This window comes from Rhizobium sp. R693 (genome assembly GCF_002211315.1).
Classification (GTDB): Bacteria; Pseudomonadota; Alphaproteobacteria; order Rhizobiales; family Rhizobiaceae; genus Rhizobium.
Genome location: NZ_LOKY01000047.1, coordinates 101,009 through 118,086, shown reverse-complemented (window position 1 = coordinate 118,086; position 17,078 = coordinate 101,009). Strand labels below are relative to the sequence as shown.

Here is a 17,078-nt window from a genome sequence, read left to right as displayed (position 1 = left end):
TCCTGAGAATAGGAGTGCGTGAATGATTCTAAGGGCCACTGCCGCAGCGACTATATTCGCGGTTTATGCTTTCACGATGTTCTTCATCGCCGCTATACCTGAAAATGTCGTTCAGACTGCCGGAACTCAATTGGTCGACACAAGCGTCGTCAAATAATTGAAGCCTGAGGGGGCAAGCAGTCATAAAAGTCTAGGCTAAACGTTCGTCCGGTCTTCCGGCGCCTTCTAGGCTTGATTTCCGAAAAACGGAAAAACAAAAGGCCCCTCCCCGTCGGGGAGAGGCCTCGCCGATCACGCCGCCCTGCGGATCGGGGCACTTGCCAGCATTCGTCCCGAGGGCACGATCATGCCGGCCGCGCCGTCAAGCCAGCCTTCAATGAGTTCCAGCGCCAGGAAGCGCGAGCGTTCGAAAGGACCCGGCATGACAAGATGCTGAGCCTTCTCGGCGAAAAAGCCGAAACGCTCATAGTAAGGGGCATCGCCGACAAGCAGGATGGCGCCGTGCCCGCGGTTCTTGGCCTCCAGAATGGCGGCGCGCATCAGCGCTGAACCCACGCCCTTACCCTCGAAGCTGCAATCGACCGCCAGCGGACCAAGCAGCAGCGCGTTGATCGGCGTGCCTTCGGCGTTAACGCCGGCCTCGACGTTCCAAAGGCGCACAGTGCCGATGACATGGCCGTCACGATCGCGCGCAACCAGCGCCAGGCCCTCTGCCGGAACACGGCCACGGCGAATCTTTTCAGACGACTTCTTGCGGCGGTTCGGCCCCATGGCGCGATCGAGCAGATTTTCGCGAGCCACGACGTCGCCGGGGTTCTCGGTGTCAATGGTGAAGACAGAAGGCGCAAAATATGCGCGGACAGAATCAAGAACAGCGGCCATTTTGGCCTCCCGTACCCAAAACCGTTATAAGCGGCGATTGATATGAATTGTGAAGGTGCCGCCCCGGCTGGCTACGGGGCTGGCAATCTTAGATAACGTAGGCCTTCAGCGGCTCGAAGCCGTTGAACGCCACCGCCGAATAGGTGGTCGTGTAGGCGCCGGTGCCTTCGATCAGGATCTCGTCGCCGATCGAAAGGGTAAGCGGCAGCGGATAGAGATTCTTTTCATACAGCACGTCTGCCGAGTCGCAGGTCGGGCCGGCAATCACGCAGGGCTCCATTTCGTCGCCGTCGCGCTCCGTGCGGATCGGGTAACGAATGGCTTCATCCATCGTTTCAGCGAGACCGCCGAACTTGCCGATGTCGAGGAACACCCAGCGAGCGGCATCGTTGTCCGACTTCTTCGAAATCAGCACGACTTCCGTCTTGATGACGCCGGCGTTGCCGACCATGCCGCGGCCCGGCTCGATGATCGTCTTCGGCAGGTTGTTGCCGAAGTGATCACGAAGGCTCTGGTAGATCGCACGGCCGTAAGCTTCCGCCGACGGAACGTCGCGCAGGTACTTGGTCGGGAAGCCTCCGCCCATATTGACCATCTGCAGATGGATGCCCTGCTTGGCCAGCTGTACGAAGACGCGCTTGGCATCGGCGAGAGCCGAGTCCCAGGCATCGACCTTGGTCATCTGCGAACCGACGTGGAACGATACGCCGTAGGATTCGAGGCCGAGCTGGTGCGCGTAGACGAGAACGTCGACGGCCATCTGCGGAACGCAGCCGAACTTACGCGACAGCGGCCATTCGGCGCCTTCGCCATCCGTCAGAACGCGGCAGAATACGCGGGCGCCGGGAGCGGCACGCGAGATCTTCTCGACTTCCTCGTGGCTGTCGACCGCGAAAAGGCTGACGCCGAGCGCATGCGCGCGGGCAACGTCGCGTTCCTTCTTGATCGTGTTGCCGTAGGAGATACGGGCAGCTGTCGCACCGGCGTTGAGCGCCATTTCGATTTCAGCGACAGACGCGCAATCGAAGTTGGAGCCCATGTTGGCGAGCAGCTTCAGGACCTCGGGAGCCGGGTTTGCCTTGACGGCGTAATAGATCGCGCTGTCCGGCATCGCATGCCGGAAGGCGTTGAAATTATCGCGCACGACGTCGAGGTCGACCACGAGGCAGGGACCGTCGGGACGTCGGGTTGCGAGAAAGTCGCGGATGCGCTGGGTGGTCATATCGATTCCCTCTTCCAATTCCAGAGCTCCGGGAAAACCGGAGGACAAAGGGCAATCAATCGCCCGCATAGGAACCAGCCGGTGGAGACCCCGGAACCTTAGCAAGCGCTTGATAGCGCGAATGATGAATCAACGCCGCGAAAGCGACATGGATCCGGCTTTGTCTGCCATGGATTGGAGGGGGATTCCCAACCGCACTTCCGGCAATGAAGGTGTGCCTCTTCAGTAACCCCCGCTGATGGAAAGCAGGGAGAGAACAAAAAGGCCCGCACCGTCGTTGCTTCAGGCGTCCTCGCATTTTCCGGTTGGCCGGAATAGCGACTGGAGGGGTTAATTCCAGGTACCTTACCGATTTCCTCACCAATTCGAGGGTTCGGCGGACACCCATGGGCACGTGCGACTTTGGGCTGATCACGAGATAGGAATATTCGCCGTCATAATCAAGCGGTTTTTCGCATCTCCCGGCAGAAAATATTTGAACAATACACCGCAATTTGTTCAACGTGGCGAAACGGCCCGCAACCGACTGATTTGAAATGCGGTTCGGCGCTTTTTTTGGGAGGTCATCATGGACACACTCACCCGCATCCGCGCCTTCATCGATGTCGTTGAAGCGGAAGGCTTTTCGGCCGCGGCGCGGCGCACTGGCCGTTCCAAGGCGCTGCTTTCCAAATATGTACGCGAATTGGAGGACGAACTCGGCGCTCTGCTGCTCAATCGGACGACCCGCCAATTCTCCATGACCGAGGCCGGCCATACCTACTATCGCACCGCCTCCGATATCCTGAAGGAGATCGACAACCTCGCCGATCTCGTGCGCGAGAATAACGCGCAATTGAAGGGACGGCTGAAGATTTCGGTGCCACGCACCTTTGTCGATGCCGATGTCGGCCAGTCCCTGATCGATTTCGCCAGGGAGAACCCCGATCTCGCGCTCGAGATCGCCGCGGATGACCGATTCGTCGACCTCATCGAGGAAGGCTTCGACGTTGCCATCCGCGTGACCAAGCTCGAGGACTCCGGTATGATCGCCCGCAAGATCTCGGATTTCCGCGTCCATCTTTGCGCAACGCCCGACTTCGTGGAGCGCCATCCTGATCTCGCCCATCCGTCGGACCTGTCGAACATCCCCTTCATCGTCGACACCAATTCCCGCAGCCAGGGCAGCATCCGCTTCTACAATCCGGACAACACCTCATTCGCCGTTGCCGTCACTGGCCCCATGGAGGTCAACAGCCCGCATGCAACGCTGCGTGCGGCACTTGCCGGCATCGGCGTTGCGCTGATACCCGATTTCATCGCCCGCAAGCCGATCGAGAGCGGCGAACTGGTGACGCTGTTTAACGATTACATTCCGACCGATCGCGGCATCTATGCTGTCTACCCGCACCGGCGCTATCTGCCGGCCAAGGTGCGCATCTTCGTCGACTATCTTCACAATTGGTTCAAGAAGCATTCCTGACCGCTTGCCTTGGGGGACCGGTCCCAATTCCGTCCCATTTACTGGCAAGGAATCAAATGAATTTGGGATCCCGCAATAAGAGCACGCATGAAGAAATCGACATTCCTGATGGCGTCGTTCCTGTCGCTTCTGCCAGCCGCCGCCTTTGCGCATCCGCATGTATTCGTTGAGGCAAGGCTCGAGGTGGTCGCCGACGATGACGGCAATGTTGCCGAACTGCGGAACGTCTGGCGTTTCGACGAGGTCTTCTCGTCATCCGTCGTGATGGATTTCGACAAGAATACCGACCTGAAGCTCGATCCGAACGAACTGGCCGAGGTCGGCAAGACCGTGCGGGATTCGCTCGTCGACTACGACTACTACATGAACCTCACGATGAACGGTAAGAACATCAAGGTCGAGAAGCCCGATCTGATCCATGTCGACTACAAGCAGGGCCAGCTTCTAATGTTCTTCGCCGTCAAGCCGGCGGAAAAGATGCCGCTCAAGGGCCGCATGACCTTCGGCGTCTACGACCCGACGCTCTATACTTCGATCGATTTTCCGAGCGACAACGAACTGGTCCTTGTCGGAGAAGGCTTCAAAAGCTGCAAGCACCAGGTCGTCCGTCCCGATGCCGATCAGGTGATCGCCGAAAACAAGCAGTCCTTGACCGACGCCTTCTTCAACGACCCGACGGGGACGAACATGTCGAAGCTCTTCGCGACGCGGCTAGACGTATCATGCTGAAGCACGGGCTTCGGCCGATTGCGCTCGGTGTGGCGCTCATGCTCGTCGCGGGCATGGCCGCTGCGCACGCACAGTCGCCGCTCGGCATCGGCACCTCAGAGCCGAGCTTCCAGCCGACGGGCGGGCCGCTTGCTCCCCTCCTCCTCTATGTGAACGCGCAACAGCAGGCTTTCTATCGCGCGCTGACAGGCGCGCTGCGCGCCATGCGGGAGGATTCCTGGCATCTCTGGACGCTGATCGGCCTATCCTTCGCCTACGGCGTCTTCCATGCCGCAGGCCCCGGACATGGCAAGGCCGTCATCTCCTCCTACATGATAGCCAATGAAATCGAGCTCCGGCGCGGCGTATCAATCTCTTTCGTCTCCGCCTTTCTCCAGGGAGTGGTCGCAATCGCACTGGTCGGCGGAGCATGGCTGGTGCTGCGCGGCACCGGAATAACGCTGACGGCAGCGACGCGGGCGATGGAGATTGCCAGCTTCATCATGGTCATCCTCTTCGGGTGCTGGCTGCTGTTTCGCAAGCTGCGAGCAATCATCCCAGGCATGCCACGCGGCGAAGTCATGGCAACCTCCTCGGGGCCTGTCAGCATGATGCTGGACTGGAAGGACAATGAGGAACAAAAGCAAGGCTCAGGCTACGCTTTCGGCGAAGCGGACGTACTCAAAGCTGGGCACAAATTCATCGCGGGCATGGCCTGCGAAACCTGCGGCCAATCGCACATGCCCGATCCGTCCTTGCTCGGTGCAGAAAGGTTCAACATTCGCGAAGCCTGGTCCGCCATCATTGCCGTTGGCCTGCGCCCCTGCTCGGGCGCGTTGCTGGTGATGACCTTCTCGCTTCTGAACGGCCTCTATCTCGGCGGCGTCCTGTCGGTAATCGCGATGTCGTTCGGCACCGCCATAGCGGTCGCGATCCTGGCAACGCTCGCCGTCACTGCCAAGGGCACGGCCATGCGGCTCGCCGGCCGAGGCTCTGCCGCCTCGATCTGGATCGGGAATACGATCGAAATTCTGGGCGCCCTGCTGGTAATTGCCATGGGCGCGCTGCTGCTCGGCGCTTCGCTGCAGGGCTAGCCGACCGCCCGCTACGCTACTTGCCACGCCGGCGCTGATATCGCGCTCTCAGCCAAAAGACGACGAAAAAAGCGAGGATCAGGCAGGCGCCCACACCAGCCGCCAGATACGGCGAATAGCTGCCGAGTCCGAGAACGATGGTCGGCATGAAATAGAGCACAAGGCCGGCAGCCACGAGGATGATAGCCGCGGCGATCGCCTGCGAATGGCCTTCCGATTTCGGAGCCGTCATGCGGCCGATTCCTTACTCAGCTCGGCGCGAATATCCTCAAGCCGGCGCTTCTGCTTGCCGTCCGCGTCAAAATTGCCGGGAGACAGCCAGGCCTCGAACGCCGCGTTCAGGACGGGCCATTCGGAATCGATCATCGAGAACCACGCCGTATCGCGGTTGCGACCCTTGGAGATCATGTGCTGGCGGAACACGCCTTCGAACGTGAAGCCGTAGCGTGCCGCCGTCGTCTTGCTCGCCTCGTTCAGATTGTCACATTTCCACTCATAGCGCCGGTATCCAAGCACCTCGAAAATATGCTTGGCCATAAGGTAGTGAGCTTCCGTGGAGAGCGGTGAGCGCTTCATGTCAGGACCGTGCGCAACGCCGCCCACTTCGATCACGCCGTTGGCCGGATCGGCCCGCATATAGTTCGCCATGCCGACGATCTTACCGGTGTTGTTGTCACGGAAGATATGGGTCAGCCAGCCCGACTTGGCGTAAACCGAATGAAGCCAGTTGGAGAAATCCTCGATGCCGGCGAAATCGGGCTGCGAGAAATAGCGCAGCAGAGGGTTGATCGCCACGCCGCCAAGTCCGTCCCACAACGCTTGCAGATGCTGCTCGCGTACATAAGGTTCGACGGTGACAAAACGGCCCTTGAGGGTTACCGGCTGTGGCGCCGGGCAGCCCTTGAAATTCGATAGATCGCGCATGCGCTCCTCCAGATAAGGAGACATGGCTTAGGCCAGCCGCCCGTGAAAGGCAACTGGCCGCTTGTTACCCTTACAAACCAACCTTGGCGGAATTTACCGTCGCCTCGATGTGATCGACCAGCGCGTCAGGAAGGCCAAGGCGACCGGCCAGCAGGTCGAGGTAGCCGCGCTCGGCGCGCGAATCCGGCTCGATGGTCAGGCGCGAGGCGGTATAGAGCTCCACCCGCTGCTCCTCGGTCACGGCGGCTGCGACCAGCGCGTCGATATCCGTCGGCTGCGACAACTCGCGTTCGATGAAGAAGGCGGCTTCACCACTGACATCCGCCGCCTTGATCTTGTCGAGAATGAGCGCACGTTCGCCGTCGTCGATATGACCGTCGGCCTTTGCCGCCGCGATCATGGCGCGAATGAGAACGAGGACGAATTCGTTGCTCTGAGCCGGCGAAGTCACGCCGAATCCAGAGTCGGGGGGCGGCGGCAGTACAGCCGTCTTCGGCGGCGGCGCATCGGACGGCGTCGCTGGTTCCTGCCCTGCCTGGTAGTTCTTGTAGGCCTGGTAGCCGAGACCCGCAATCGCGGCGAGGCCGCCGATGGTCAAAGCATTGCCGGCAATGCTGCGGCCGGTCTTGGTTCCGAGAAGCACGGTTGCGAGCGCGCCAGCTTTCCACGGATTGTCCTTGGCCATCTGGATCGCGTCGCCCGCCCGGTCCTTGACCGAACCGCCGACAACCGGCACCTGCGAACCCAAGAACTGCTCAAGAAGCTTTTTCGCGTCGAACATTCCTCATCATCTCCCTATCTAGAGGCCAGAGGGGAGATAGGTACTGACGCCGGAAATACAAATGCAGGCGGAACCTCCGCCCGCATCACGCGTGGGTTTGTCCCGAAATCATGCCTTCAGGGCCGCCGCTTCCGACGCCAGCTTGGTGATGCCGGCCCAATCGCCAGCGGCGATCAGCTCCTTCGGCGCGACCCAGGAGCCGCCGACGCAGATGACGTTCGGCAGCGACAGGTATTCCATCGCGTTCTTCAACGAGATACCACCCGTTGGGCAGAAGACGGTGCCTGATAGCGGCGAGGATAGCGCCTTGAGATAGGCGGCGCCGCCGGCCTGTTCCGCCGGGAAAAACTTCAGAACCTGATAGCCTTCCTCGCGCAGCGCCATGACTTCGCTTGCGGTCGCCGCGCCCGGCAGCAACGGCACCGACGACTTGCGCGCCGCATCGAGCAGTTCCTGCGTTGCGCCCGGGCTAACGATGAACTTCGAGCCGGCAGCAACCGCGGCATCCCAATGCGCGGCGTTGAGGATGGTGCCGGCACCGACCTCGGCGCCTTCGACCTCGTCGGCAACGGCGCGGACGGCATCGAGGGCCGCGGGCGTGCGCATGGTGATCTCGATGGCCTTCAGGCCGCCGGCGACAAGAGCACGCGCCAGCAAAACGGCGGACTTCACGTCATCGACGATCAGAACCGGTACGACAGGCTGAAGTTTCAGGATGGAAAGGAGCTTTTCTGTCTTTTCGCCCATGGCCGCGTGATCCTTATGAAACGATTGAATTCGGGACCCGAAATACCTCCAAGGGTACGCCTTGTCGAGACCAAACCCATCTTTGGAATAGAATGGGTACACATCGCCGTAAAATTAGGCTAGCGTAATAAAATTGTCACAAAAGGTCCCCGGTAATGGCGAAAGAGATCGAGCGGAAGTTTCTAGTACGCAACGACGGCTGGCGCTCCGGCGCCGAGACGAAATCCATTTTAAAACAAGGCTATATCGCTTCGATGGACGACCGGTCCGTCCGCGTGCGCGTGCTCGACAATGCGAAGGCACGGCTGACGATCAAGATCGGCCGCAGCACGATGACCCGTGAAGAGTTCGAATACGACATTCCGGTCGCCGACGCCGATCAGTTGCTCGATGACGCAATCGGCGTCGTTATCGAGAAGACCCGCTATCGCGTCCCGCATGAAGGCTTCATCTGGGAAGTGGATGTCTTTGCCGGCCAGCACCGCGGCCTGGTGATCGCCGAAGTGGAGATGCGCTCGGAAAACGACAAGCCTGCGCTCCCCTCCTGGCTCGGGCGCGAGGTGACGGGCGATTTCCGCTACTCCAACCAGGCGCTGGCCACAGAATTCGAGCACGATCGGCATGCCCTTTCGTATACGGCCTGACCGCAGCTTCACTGCAGAATTCCGGAAAGCCGTGGGCGGACAGCTTCGCGATGCGATTCACACGCTCGAAAAGATGCCCGATGGCAAGCACGAAGCGATCCACGACTTTCGCAAGAACCTGAAACGTGTCCGCTCCCTTTATCGCCTCGTTGCCGGGGAGATACCGGAGTTTCAGGACCAGGAAAACACGCGCCTTCGGGAAGTTGCGCAATCGCTTTCAGCAATCCGAGACGCCGCCGCTCTGATCGAGACCGCCGCGCATCTCAAGGCGCGAGCACGAAATGCTGAGGAAAAGAAGGCGATCGGCCGCATCATCGAGGCATTGAAGGCCCGCCGCGATCACATGGCCGAAGCCGAGGCGACAATCGACCAGAAGCTGACGAAGGTACCGGACCATCTCAAAGCGGCGGCAGCGGCTGTCGAGGACGTACATTTCAACGGCGGCCCGCAGCGGCATGCCCGGCTGGTCGCCAAGGGCTGGCGCAAGACAGCCCTCAAGGCAAGAGAAGCAATTGCCCAATGCCGGAACGGCGGGTCGGCAGAAGCCTTCCATACCTTGCGCAAGCGCGCCCAGGACTACCGGGCCTATCACGCCGCGCTCAGGCCGCTTTGGCCGGCCGCCATGGATGCCAAATACGAGGTAACGAGCAGTCTGGTCGATCTGCTCGGCCGCATCCACGATCTCGACGTGCTTTGCGAACTCGTGGAGGCCGAGCCACGGCATTTCAGCAATGCCGACGACCTGGCCCATCTACTCGACGCCGTCATTTTCCACCAGCAGGAAGGCCGACAGGCAGCCTTGGAGCGCGCCGAGGAAGTATTCGCCGATGATCCGCGGGAGGAAGCAGACCGGATCGAATTGCTCTGGCAGGCGCAGGTGAGCTGAATCGTCCCAATTGCGCAGACGGCCCGAAACCTGTATTTGCAGCCGCATGACAGACACGCTGACACAACCGCCGTCTGCGACGAGCCCCTTCCTCGTTGCGGCTCTCTACCATTTCGTTTCCGTCCCGCGCTTCGAAAGCCTGCGCGAGCCGCTGCAGACGCTTTGCGAAGAAAACGGCGTGAAGGGCACGCTGCTTCTGGCGCATGAAGGCATCAACGGCACGATCGCTGGCCCGGATGCAGGCATCAAGACGGTGCTCGCCTATTTGCGCGCCCAGCCGGAATTTACCGCGCTTGAGCACAAGGAAAGCCGCGCATCGAAGATGCCTTTCCTGCGAATGAAGGTGAGGCTCAAGAAAGAGATCGTCACCATGGGCGTCGAGAACATCGACCCCAACAAGGTGGTCGGCACCTATGTCGCTCCGCAGGACTGGAACGCGCTGATCTCCGATCCCGATACAATCGTCATCGACACGCGCAACGATTACGAGACGGCGATCGGCATCTTCCGCGGTGCTGTCGACCCGAACACGAAGACCTTTCGCGAATTCCCGGACTGGGTGCGCAACAATACCGGCCTGCACAACAAGCCGAAGATCGCCATGTACTGCACCGGCGGCATCCGCTGCGAGAAGGCCACCGCCTTCATGAAGGAGCAGGGCTTTGAGGAGGTCTATCACCTCAAGGGCGGCATCCTGAAATATCTCGAAGAGATCCCGCAGGAAGAAAGCCTCTGGGATGGTGCCTGTTTCGTTTTCGACGAACGTGTCTCGGTCGAACACGGCCTCAAGGAAGGCGAGCACAAGCTCTGCCACGCCTGCCGCAATCCGATCACCGCCGAGGAGATCACCTCACCCCACTACGAGGAAGGTGTCTCCTGCAGCAACTGCTACCACACGCGCAGCGAAGACGACCGTCTGCGCTACCGCCAGCGGCAGCACCAGATCGCGCTCGCCAAGAAGCGCGGGCAGAAGCACATCGGAACCTGATTAGGCGGCGTTGGTGCGGCGCGTGGTGACCTTCGTTGCCCGCGCCTGCATCAACCGCTCGGTGATCTGATCGGCCGGCATCGGTCTGCCGAAGAAATAGCCCTGTAGGGTATCGCAGCCGAAGAGGCGCACGGCAATGGCCTGCTCCTCCGTCTCGATGCCCTCGGCCGTCACCGGAATGTCGAGCGAGCGGGCGAGTGCCACCGTTGCCTGCAGCATTTCGCGCTGACGGTCGCTTTCCAGAATGTCCATGACCAGCGAGCGGTCAATCTTGATGCGGTCGAAGCCAAACTGGCGCAAATAACCGATGGACGAGAAACCCGAGCCGAAGTCATCGAGCGCGACTTTGACGCCCAGCGCCTTCAACCGCTCGATCGCCTGCCGCGTGCGCTGCGGGTTCTGGATCATGTAACCCTCGGTGACCTCAAGCGTCACCCGTTTGGCCTCGATCTCCGTCTGCTTTAGGACATAGCGGACATAGTCGGCAAAGGCCGGGTTGCGGAATTGCCCCGGAGAGACGTTGACCGAGATACGCAGTTCCGGCCACTGCTTGGCGGTTTCGCAGGCCTTGCGCAGCACGAAAAGCCCGAGCGCTTCGATCAGTCCGCTGGTCTCCGCGATAGGAATGAAGACCTCAGGCGAGACCGGTCCGTGGCCCGGGCGGTTCCACCGCACCAATGCTTCGACGCCGGTCATTTCATGGGTCGCTGCATCGATCAGTGGCTGATAGGCGATCTGTAGGTCGCCGCCCTCGATCGCCATCCGCAAATCGAGTTCCAGCGCATTGCGCTCGCTGCGGTCGGCGTCCATCGCGGGATCGTAAAGCGTCATGCGCGCGCGACCGGCTTCCTTGGCCTTGTACATGGCAAGGTCGGCCCGGCGCACCAGCTCCTCGCGGTCAATCGTGCCGCCCTGCGACATGGCGATACCGATGCTCGCGCCGATCACGACGACACGCCGGCCGATCTCCAGCGGCTCCGCCAGGAAATCCAGTATCTGCTCGGCAAGCTGCAGGGCAACCGCGTGCTCGCTCTCGGAGACAAAGGCGATAGCGAACTCATCGCCGCCGATGCGCGCAAGGACGGCACCCTCGGGGATGAGCACGTCCAGGCCTGCGGCAACCGCCCGGATCAGTTGGTCGCCGGTGCCATGACCGTAAGCATCGTTGACTTCCTTGAAGCCATCGAGGTCGAGATAGAGGATAAGCACGTTGCGGCGCGTCTGCAGGGCTTCTGCAACGAAACCGTCGATCGCAGATCCCAACCCGTCGCGGTTCAACAAGCCGCTCAGCCGATCACGGTTTGCTTCCTCTCGGGCATTGATTTCTTCCGCCTTGAGGCGCCGCAACGCCAACCAGCCGATGATCAGCAACACGATGAAGAACAGGCCGACAAGGCCCAGTGCCTTGACGACCATTGGACGAACTTCGCCATAGCCAATATCGCCGGGAGCCCGCGACATCCAGGTGAGCTTGCCGAGGGTAATCGCCTGCGCGTCCGCGATCGTCACCGAATAGGGAGCCTCGAAGTTCGGAGCAACCAGTTTCAATCCGCTGATAACATAGGTTGCACCAAGCTCGGCGACCTTGTCGGCGCTCAGATGCCGCGCGAAAATGAGGTAGCGATGTTTTCCGGCCGGTACACCAAGCGCACCGGATTTCTCGCGGACGAGCGCTACGCCGACTGCCGCGATACCGGACTTGGTACCAACGAAGCCCGTTGCTTCCGGATTGTCCTGTGGCCTCGCGGCCTTTGCCTTGTTGAAAAGCGTCCAGAGCGATGGGGAGAAGAATTCGTCCAGTGAGCCGTCCATCGGCTTGCCTTCCCGATACGCCATGATCGGTTTCTTCTCATCATCGATCACGATCGCCATGTCGAAGAGGGAACTGTTGACGGACATTTCGCCGTAGTTGCTGATCGTCCAAGCCATACCATCGGCCGCATAGACGTTCACCGCGGCATCATCCCAGGCGGCGTAGTCGTTGAGCGTCGCGCCTAACTGCATCTCGAAGGTCTTCAGTGCGCCGGAAATGGTTTCCCGCGAACGCTCGTCATCCAGCACATTCGATCGGTCCGCAACGCGTTCAAGCGCGCTGAGCACCAGGACCGTGACAATCGCGACGACAATGGCAAAGGAAAAAAGCACGCCGGCGACGGTCGCATGACGACCGATGCCCGAAATTTTTCTGCTGCCTTCGAAAATTGCCCGCATTACTGCTCCCCGATCAAGGAAGTCTGCCAGCGAATGGTTCAAAAAACGGTTAAAGGGCGATACAATGATTAATCGTCTACGATTTGGCAAAAGCGCTCGAAACACGCACATGCTTGCACATATTGATCAATATTTTCAAAAGCTTGACAAACAAAACTAGGTCGCGGCTCGATTGATTGCAGCGCAGAATTTTACAAGCGCTGATACAAGAAGACCGCTTTCGACGTTCTCGGCGAGCACAACGGTCTGTATGTCCTCCGGTTTGCCGAGCAATGAGACTCGTAGAAGGGCCTCGTCGACAAGGCGTAGTGACATCGTCTTGAGCACTTCGGTCAACTGCTCTAGCGCGAAATCGCCGCGATGCGAGGCATGCGCGATCGTCACGGGCTTGAACGGCACTTCGTCGCGGGAGACCAACCAATCCAGCGCGTTCTTCAAGCCGCCGGGCAGACCATGGGCATATTCCGGACAGGCGACGATGATGCCGTCGCAGGCACGGATCTTTGCGGCAAACTCTTTGACGATGGCCGGTGTGTTCTCACCCTCGCGGTCCGGATTGAAGATCGGCAGATCGCCGATCAGTTCGCAGATCTCGATGGAGACACCCACCGGCGCATTGTCGCGCAGAGCTTCGAGCAGCCGGCGATTGGTCGACGCCTTTCGCTGGCTGCCGCAGAGCGCATAGAGGAAGAGCGGCTTTGCCATGCGCTCGGTTTAAGCCACGGCGCCGATTCGCGCCATGCGCTCGTCAGCTGCTTTTGTGATTGCCCTTCGGGAACTGCGCGGCAAGTTCGCTGTACCATTTGCCGCTCTTTTTCACCGTGCGGACCTGCGTGTCGTAGTCGACATGCACGAGGCCGAAGCGCATGCGGTAACCCTCGGCCCATTCGAAATTGTCCATCAGGCTCCAGGCGAAGTAACCGCGCATCGGATAACCGTCCTTGATAAGGTCGGCGACGGTATCGAGGTGCTCGCTGTAGTAGTCGAGGCGCGGCTGGTCATCGACCTCGCCGTTGACGACGCCCATGTTGCAGCAGGCGCCGTTCTCGGTGATGTAGCACTCCGGCAGCTCGTAGCGACGATAGAGATCCTCGACGACGTTCTTCAGGCCCGGTGCATAGACCTCCCAGCCGATATCGGTCTTCACGTCGCTGACGCGCGGCGCCTCGACCGTCCAGGGGAAATCGCCGTTCTTTGCAGGATCGTCAGCGACACGCAGCGGCGTGTAGTAGTTGAGGCCCCACCAGTCGAGTTTCTGATTGATGATCTTGAGGTCGCCCTCTTCCACGACGGGCATCCGGTCGCCGAGTGCTTCCAGGAACTCCTTCGGATACTCGCCGTTGAAGACCGGATCGAAGAAGGCGCCGTTGTGGAACTGGTGAGCCCGTTCGCCAGCCGCCTGGTCGGCTGCGCTGTCAGAGCCTGGCATGACGGACATGGCATTGAGCACGAGCCCGACCGGTACGTTGGGCGCCTCCGAACGGATCGCCTCGACGCCGAGGCCATGCGCAAGGTTCATGTGGTGCATGGCGTGAAGGGCCGCCTGCATGTTGCGCTCGCCCGGCGCATGAATGCCGTAGAGGTGGCTGAGCCACACGATGCACCACGGCTCATTGAAGGTCGCAACGCTGTCGAGACGGTCGCCGAGGCGGGCCATCACGGTCTTGGCATAGCGCTGGAACGCGTAGGCCGTCGAGCGCGCCGTCCAGCCGCCATCGCCGGCGAGAAGCAACGGCAGATCCCAGTGATAGAGCGTTGCGAAGGTCTTGATGCCCCGCGCCTTGCAGCCATCGACGAGGCGATCATAGAAATCCAGACCCGCCTCGTTCACCGGACCTGTGCCATCAGGGATGATGCGCGGCCAGGCGATCGAGAAACGATAGGCTTCGACGCCCATGGACTTGATGAGATCGAGATCCTCATCGAGGCGGTTGTAGTGATCGCAGGCGACATCGCCATTGTCGCGATTGAAGACCCGACCCGGCATATTGCAGAAGGCATCCCAGATGGAGGGCTTGCGACCGTCTGCCTTGGAAGCGCCTTCAATCTGAAACGCTGCCGTCGCAACGCCAAAGGTGAAATCGCCCGGGAAGCGGGCCGCAAGGGTCTTCGGATCGATCATGAGAGGGTTCCGTCTGTTGCTGTTGGACAGGCCGATGCGGCCATCTTCGGTGGCGGTTTAGCCAAGCCAGATAGGCTTGTACAGGGCTCGAATGTCAAAACTGTAACGTTGCAGATGAAAATCCACCATGACGCGAGATGGAAAACACGACCGTTGTCGACCTCCCCGGTTTACGCGATGATCTCATCGCCCGAGGGCAACTGCAACCGCCTCGCAATGCCGATATTGTCAAGAAACACTTCATCGTGACTGACGACAAGCAGCGCGCCGTCATAGGCCCGCAGGCCCGCCTCCACGGCTGCGACGGAATCGATGTCGAGATGGTTGGTCGGCTCATCGAGGATCAAAAGCGGCGGCGGCTTTGCGCCGCCGAGAACACAGGCAAGTCCAGCGCGCAGCAGCTGCCCTCCCGAGAGTGTCGAGACCTGCTGCAGGGCGGCATCCGCCCGGAACATGAAACGCGCCAGCACGGCGCGGCAGGCATTCTCGTTGGCACCGGGATTGAGATTGCCGAAATTCTCGCGGATCGACAGCGATCGATCGAGGAGACTGACGCTCTGATCGAACATCGAAAAGCCGGTCATGACGGAGACCGTCCCGGACCATGGGTGTAGCTCGCCTGTGATCAGCGCCAACAGCGTCGTCTTGCCAGAGCCGTTCGGTCCGGCGATCGCGACGCGATCGGGGCCGGTCATGGCGAAGGAAAGGTTTCGGATGATTGGCTGCTCGGGCCGATAGCCGGCAGCGACGCCCTCCAGCCGGAGAACATCCCTGCCGGGCGGCAGCCCTGTTGACGCGAGCTGGGCTGAGAAGGGCCGGAGGATCTCGATCCGCTTCCGCGCCGCGGACGCCTCCTCCATCGCCTCCTCGCGGCGTTTTTCGCCAAGGCGAACTTTGTTGCCGCTGGTGTTTTCCGCCTGTCGCTTGAGGCCGCCGGCGACAATGCGGGGCATGTCGCCCCTTGCCGCCTTCTTGCGGCCGTTGCGGTCACTGCGGGCCTGCCGCTCCGCCGCAACCTGGGCGCTGCGGACCGCATCGGCAACGCGTCTCTCGCTGTCTGCAAGATCGTGCTCGGCGGCAGCCAATTCGATCGCTTTGCGTTCGCGAAATGCGCTCCAGTTTCCACCGTATCGCCGGGCGCCAAGTGTCGTGATCTCCACGATCGCATCCATGGTGTCGAGCAATTCGCGATCATGGCTGACGACGATGGCGCCGGCCCGCCAGCCGGCAAGTAATGCGATGACCGCTTCGCGCCCATTCCGATCGAGATTGTTGGTCGGTTCGTCGAGAATGAGGAAATCAGGGCCGGAGAAGACGAGGACTGCAAGACCTACACGCGTCCGTTGGCCGCCGGAAAGCGAGGTCAGCAAGGTTTCCGGTTCCGCGTCCAACCCGACGCCTTCGATCGCCGCGGCGATACGCGCCTCGATCGTCCAATCGGCAATTGCGAGTTCGTCAAACGTGGCATCACCGGCTTCGGCGCGGCGAAGGATAGTGAGCGCATCACTGGCGCCGAAGAGATCGGCGACCGTTGCCCCCTCGTCCACCTGGACCGCCTGGCGCAGGATTCCGAGCCGCCCGCCGAAGGCGATGCTGCCGGATTGCGGTTGCAATTCGCCGGCAACGAGCTTCAACAGCGTCGTCTTGCCGACACCATTACGACCGATGAGGCCGGTTCGCTCGGCGCCGAAACTCAGATCGAGATGGGAAAGGAGGGTCCGCCCGTCAGGCGTGGACCACGAAAGATTCGACAGGGTAATGGATGCAGGCATGGATAAAGGACTCCCGAATAGCAAGGCGAACTGGCGTTGCGATCGGGGTGAAATCCATTGCTGCACACATCCTGTTGATGTTGGCGATGGCCGCAATCTAGGCGAGCACCACGCCGAAATCAAGGCAATAGGCGGTGGAGCCGCATCGACGGAACCACGTCAGCCTGAAATCCGCAGCGATTCTGTCACTATAGCACTAGGAACCGCTACTGCTTCTGCTCTTTGAGTTTCACGGCCATCGTCACCGTGCCACGCACGACGATGTCGTTGCGCGAACCGCGATTGAGATCCGCGCTGCTCGTAAGGTTGATGATCTGGCAGCTCTCGGCAAGCGTCTGCAATATGAGATCACATTGCCCGCCCGCCATCAGATAGAACCCTTTCTGGGCGGCCTTGATCTGCTCGCCGCTCTCTTGCCCGGCGTCGACAGGCACCGACAGAGAAACCGTCGTCTGCACGTTCACCGTGCCCGGAACACGTTGGCGGCCATAGAAGTTCGGCGCGCGATTGAGGACCTCCTGCGACAACGCCGGAAACGCAGCGAACGCGAAGGCGCATGTCAGAACTTTGGCAAAAGCTTTCATCGAACGTCTCCCCATCTGGTTGCGCCCGTTTCTGCCACAGCATTGTGAAAC

The 17,078-nt window shown here is 60.6% G+C and carries 17 protein-coding genes; 6 read left to right on the top strand and 11 right to left on the bottom strand.

Annotated features, from left to right (window positions below):
- Positions 1-291: 291 nt before the first annotated feature.
- Positions 292-882 (bottom strand): N-acetyltransferase, encoded by a 591-nt coding sequence (locus ATY79_RS26825; RefSeq protein WP_088692128.1) that lies wholly within the window; start codon positions 880-882, stop codon positions 292-294.
- A gap of 88 nt (positions 883-970) precedes the next feature.
- Positions 971-2,104, bottom strand: coding sequence for an ornithine/lysine decarboxylase (gene odc2 / locus ATY79_RS26820; protein WP_088692129.1), 1,134 nt, complete (start codon positions 2,102-2,104; stop codon positions 971-973).
- A gap of 568 nt (positions 2,105-2,672) precedes the next feature.
- On the opposite strand from odc2, the gene ATY79_RS26815 reads away from it, so the two are divergent.
- The 3 genes from ATY79_RS26815 to ATY79_RS26805 all read left to right on the top strand — a co-directional run bounded on the left by ATY79_RS26815 (position 2,673) and on the right by ATY79_RS26805 (position 5,368).
- Entirely contained in the window at positions 2,673-3,566 is an 894-nt protein-coding gene (locus ATY79_RS26815; RefSeq protein ID WP_088692130.1) for a LysR family transcriptional regulator, read from the top strand.
- An 87-nt stretch (positions 3,567-3,653) separates the two neighbouring features.
- Positions 3,654-4,295, top strand: coding sequence for a DUF1007 family protein (locus ATY79_RS26810; protein ID WP_088692131.1), 642 nt, complete (start codon positions 3,654-3,656; stop codon positions 4,293-4,295).
- A 38-nt stretch (positions 4,296-4,333) separates the two neighbouring features.
- Positions 4,334-5,368, top strand: a complete 1,035-nt coding sequence (locus tag ATY79_RS26805; protein ID WP_245312461.1) for a nickel/cobalt transporter — start codon at positions 4,334-4,336, stop codon at positions 5,366-5,368.
- Positions 5,369-5,384: 16 nt separating this feature from the next.
- Here the strand turns inward: ATY79_RS26805 and ATY79_RS26800 are convergent, their stop codons facing one another.
- The 4 genes from ATY79_RS26800 to ATY79_RS26785 form a co-directional block, all read right to left on the bottom strand.
- Complete coding sequence (locus ATY79_RS26800) at positions 5,385-5,600, bottom strand: hypothetical protein (RefSeq protein ID WP_088692133.1); 216 nt, start codon at positions 5,598-5,600, stop codon at positions 5,385-5,387.
- Positions 5,597-6,292, bottom strand: coding sequence for a GNAT family protein (locus tag ATY79_RS26795; protein ID WP_088692134.1), 696 nt, complete (start codon positions 6,290-6,292; stop codon positions 5,597-5,599). Before ATY79_RS26795 ends, ATY79_RS26800 begins: the two co-directional genes overlap by 4 nt.
- 70 nt (positions 6,293-6,362) lie before the next feature.
- Complete coding sequence (locus ATY79_RS26790; RefSeq protein ID WP_088692135.1) at positions 6,363-7,073, bottom strand: tellurite resistance TerB family protein; 711 nt, start codon at positions 7,071-7,073, stop codon at positions 6,363-6,365.
- 108 nt (positions 7,074-7,181) lie between these two features.
- On the bottom strand, positions 7,182-7,820 hold the full coding sequence (locus ATY79_RS26785; RefSeq protein WP_088692136.1) for a 2-dehydro-3-deoxy-phosphogluconate aldolase: 639 nt from the start codon (positions 7,818-7,820) through the stop codon (positions 7,182-7,184).
- Between the two features lie 155 nt (positions 7,821-7,975).
- Here ATY79_RS26785 and ATY79_RS26780 point away from each other — a divergent pair, with 155 nt between their 5' ends.
- Genes ATY79_RS26780 through ATY79_RS26770 form a run of 3 tightly spaced genes read left to right on the top strand, consistent with a single transcriptional unit; the run spans position 7,976 to position 10,338 of the window.
- The gene (locus ATY79_RS26780) at positions 7,976-8,464 is read left to right on the top strand and encodes a CYTH domain-containing protein (protein WP_088692137.1); all 489 of its coding nucleotides are present in this window, start codon (positions 7,976-7,978) and stop codon (positions 8,462-8,464) included.
- A complete protein-coding gene (locus tag ATY79_RS26775) occupies positions 8,442-9,350 on the top strand; it encodes a CHAD domain-containing protein (protein ID WP_088692138.1) in 909 nt (302 codons plus the stop codon). The genes ATY79_RS26780 and ATY79_RS26775 overlap by 23 nt, the downstream gene beginning before the upstream one ends.
- Before the next feature lie 46 nt (positions 9,351-9,396).
- Positions 9,397-10,338 carry a rhodanese-related sulfurtransferase gene (locus tag ATY79_RS26770; RefSeq protein ID WP_088692139.1) on the top strand — a complete coding sequence of 314 codons (942 nt, stop codon included), beginning with the start codon at positions 9,397-9,399 and terminating at the stop codon, positions 10,336-10,338.
- Here ATY79_RS26770 and ATY79_RS26765 read toward each other — a convergent pair whose 3' ends face one another.
- The 5 genes from ATY79_RS26765 to ATY79_RS26740 all read right to left on the bottom strand — a co-directional run bounded on the left by ATY79_RS26765 (position 10,339) and on the right by ATY79_RS26740 (position 17,027).
- On the bottom strand, positions 10,339-12,549 hold the full coding sequence (locus ATY79_RS26765) for an EAL domain-containing protein (RefSeq protein WP_088692140.1): 2,211 nt from the start codon (positions 12,547-12,549) through the stop codon (positions 10,339-10,341).
- A gap of 156 nt (positions 12,550-12,705) precedes the next feature.
- Positions 12,706-13,254 carry an NADPH-dependent FMN reductase gene (locus tag ATY79_RS26760; RefSeq protein WP_088692141.1) on the bottom strand — a complete coding sequence of 183 codons (549 nt, stop codon included), beginning with the start codon at positions 13,252-13,254 and terminating at the stop codon, positions 12,706-12,708.
- Positions 13,255-13,297: 43 nt separating this feature from the next.
- The gene (locus ATY79_RS26755; protein WP_088692142.1) at positions 13,298-14,671 is read right to left on the bottom strand and encodes a GH1 family beta-glucosidase; all 1,374 of its coding nucleotides are present in this window, start codon (positions 14,669-14,671) and stop codon (positions 13,298-13,300) included.
- A gap of 170 nt (positions 14,672-14,841) precedes the next feature.
- Complete coding sequence (locus ATY79_RS26750) at positions 14,842-16,443, bottom strand: ABC-F family ATP-binding cassette domain-containing protein (protein ID WP_088692143.1); 1,602 nt, start codon at positions 16,441-16,443, stop codon at positions 14,842-14,844.
- A 206-nt stretch (positions 16,444-16,649) separates the two neighbouring features.
- On the bottom strand, positions 16,650-17,027 hold the full coding sequence (locus tag ATY79_RS26740) for a hypothetical protein (RefSeq protein WP_088692144.1): 378 nt from the start codon (positions 17,025-17,027) through the stop codon (positions 16,650-16,652).
- Between the last annotated feature and the right edge of the window lie 51 nt (positions 17,028-17,078).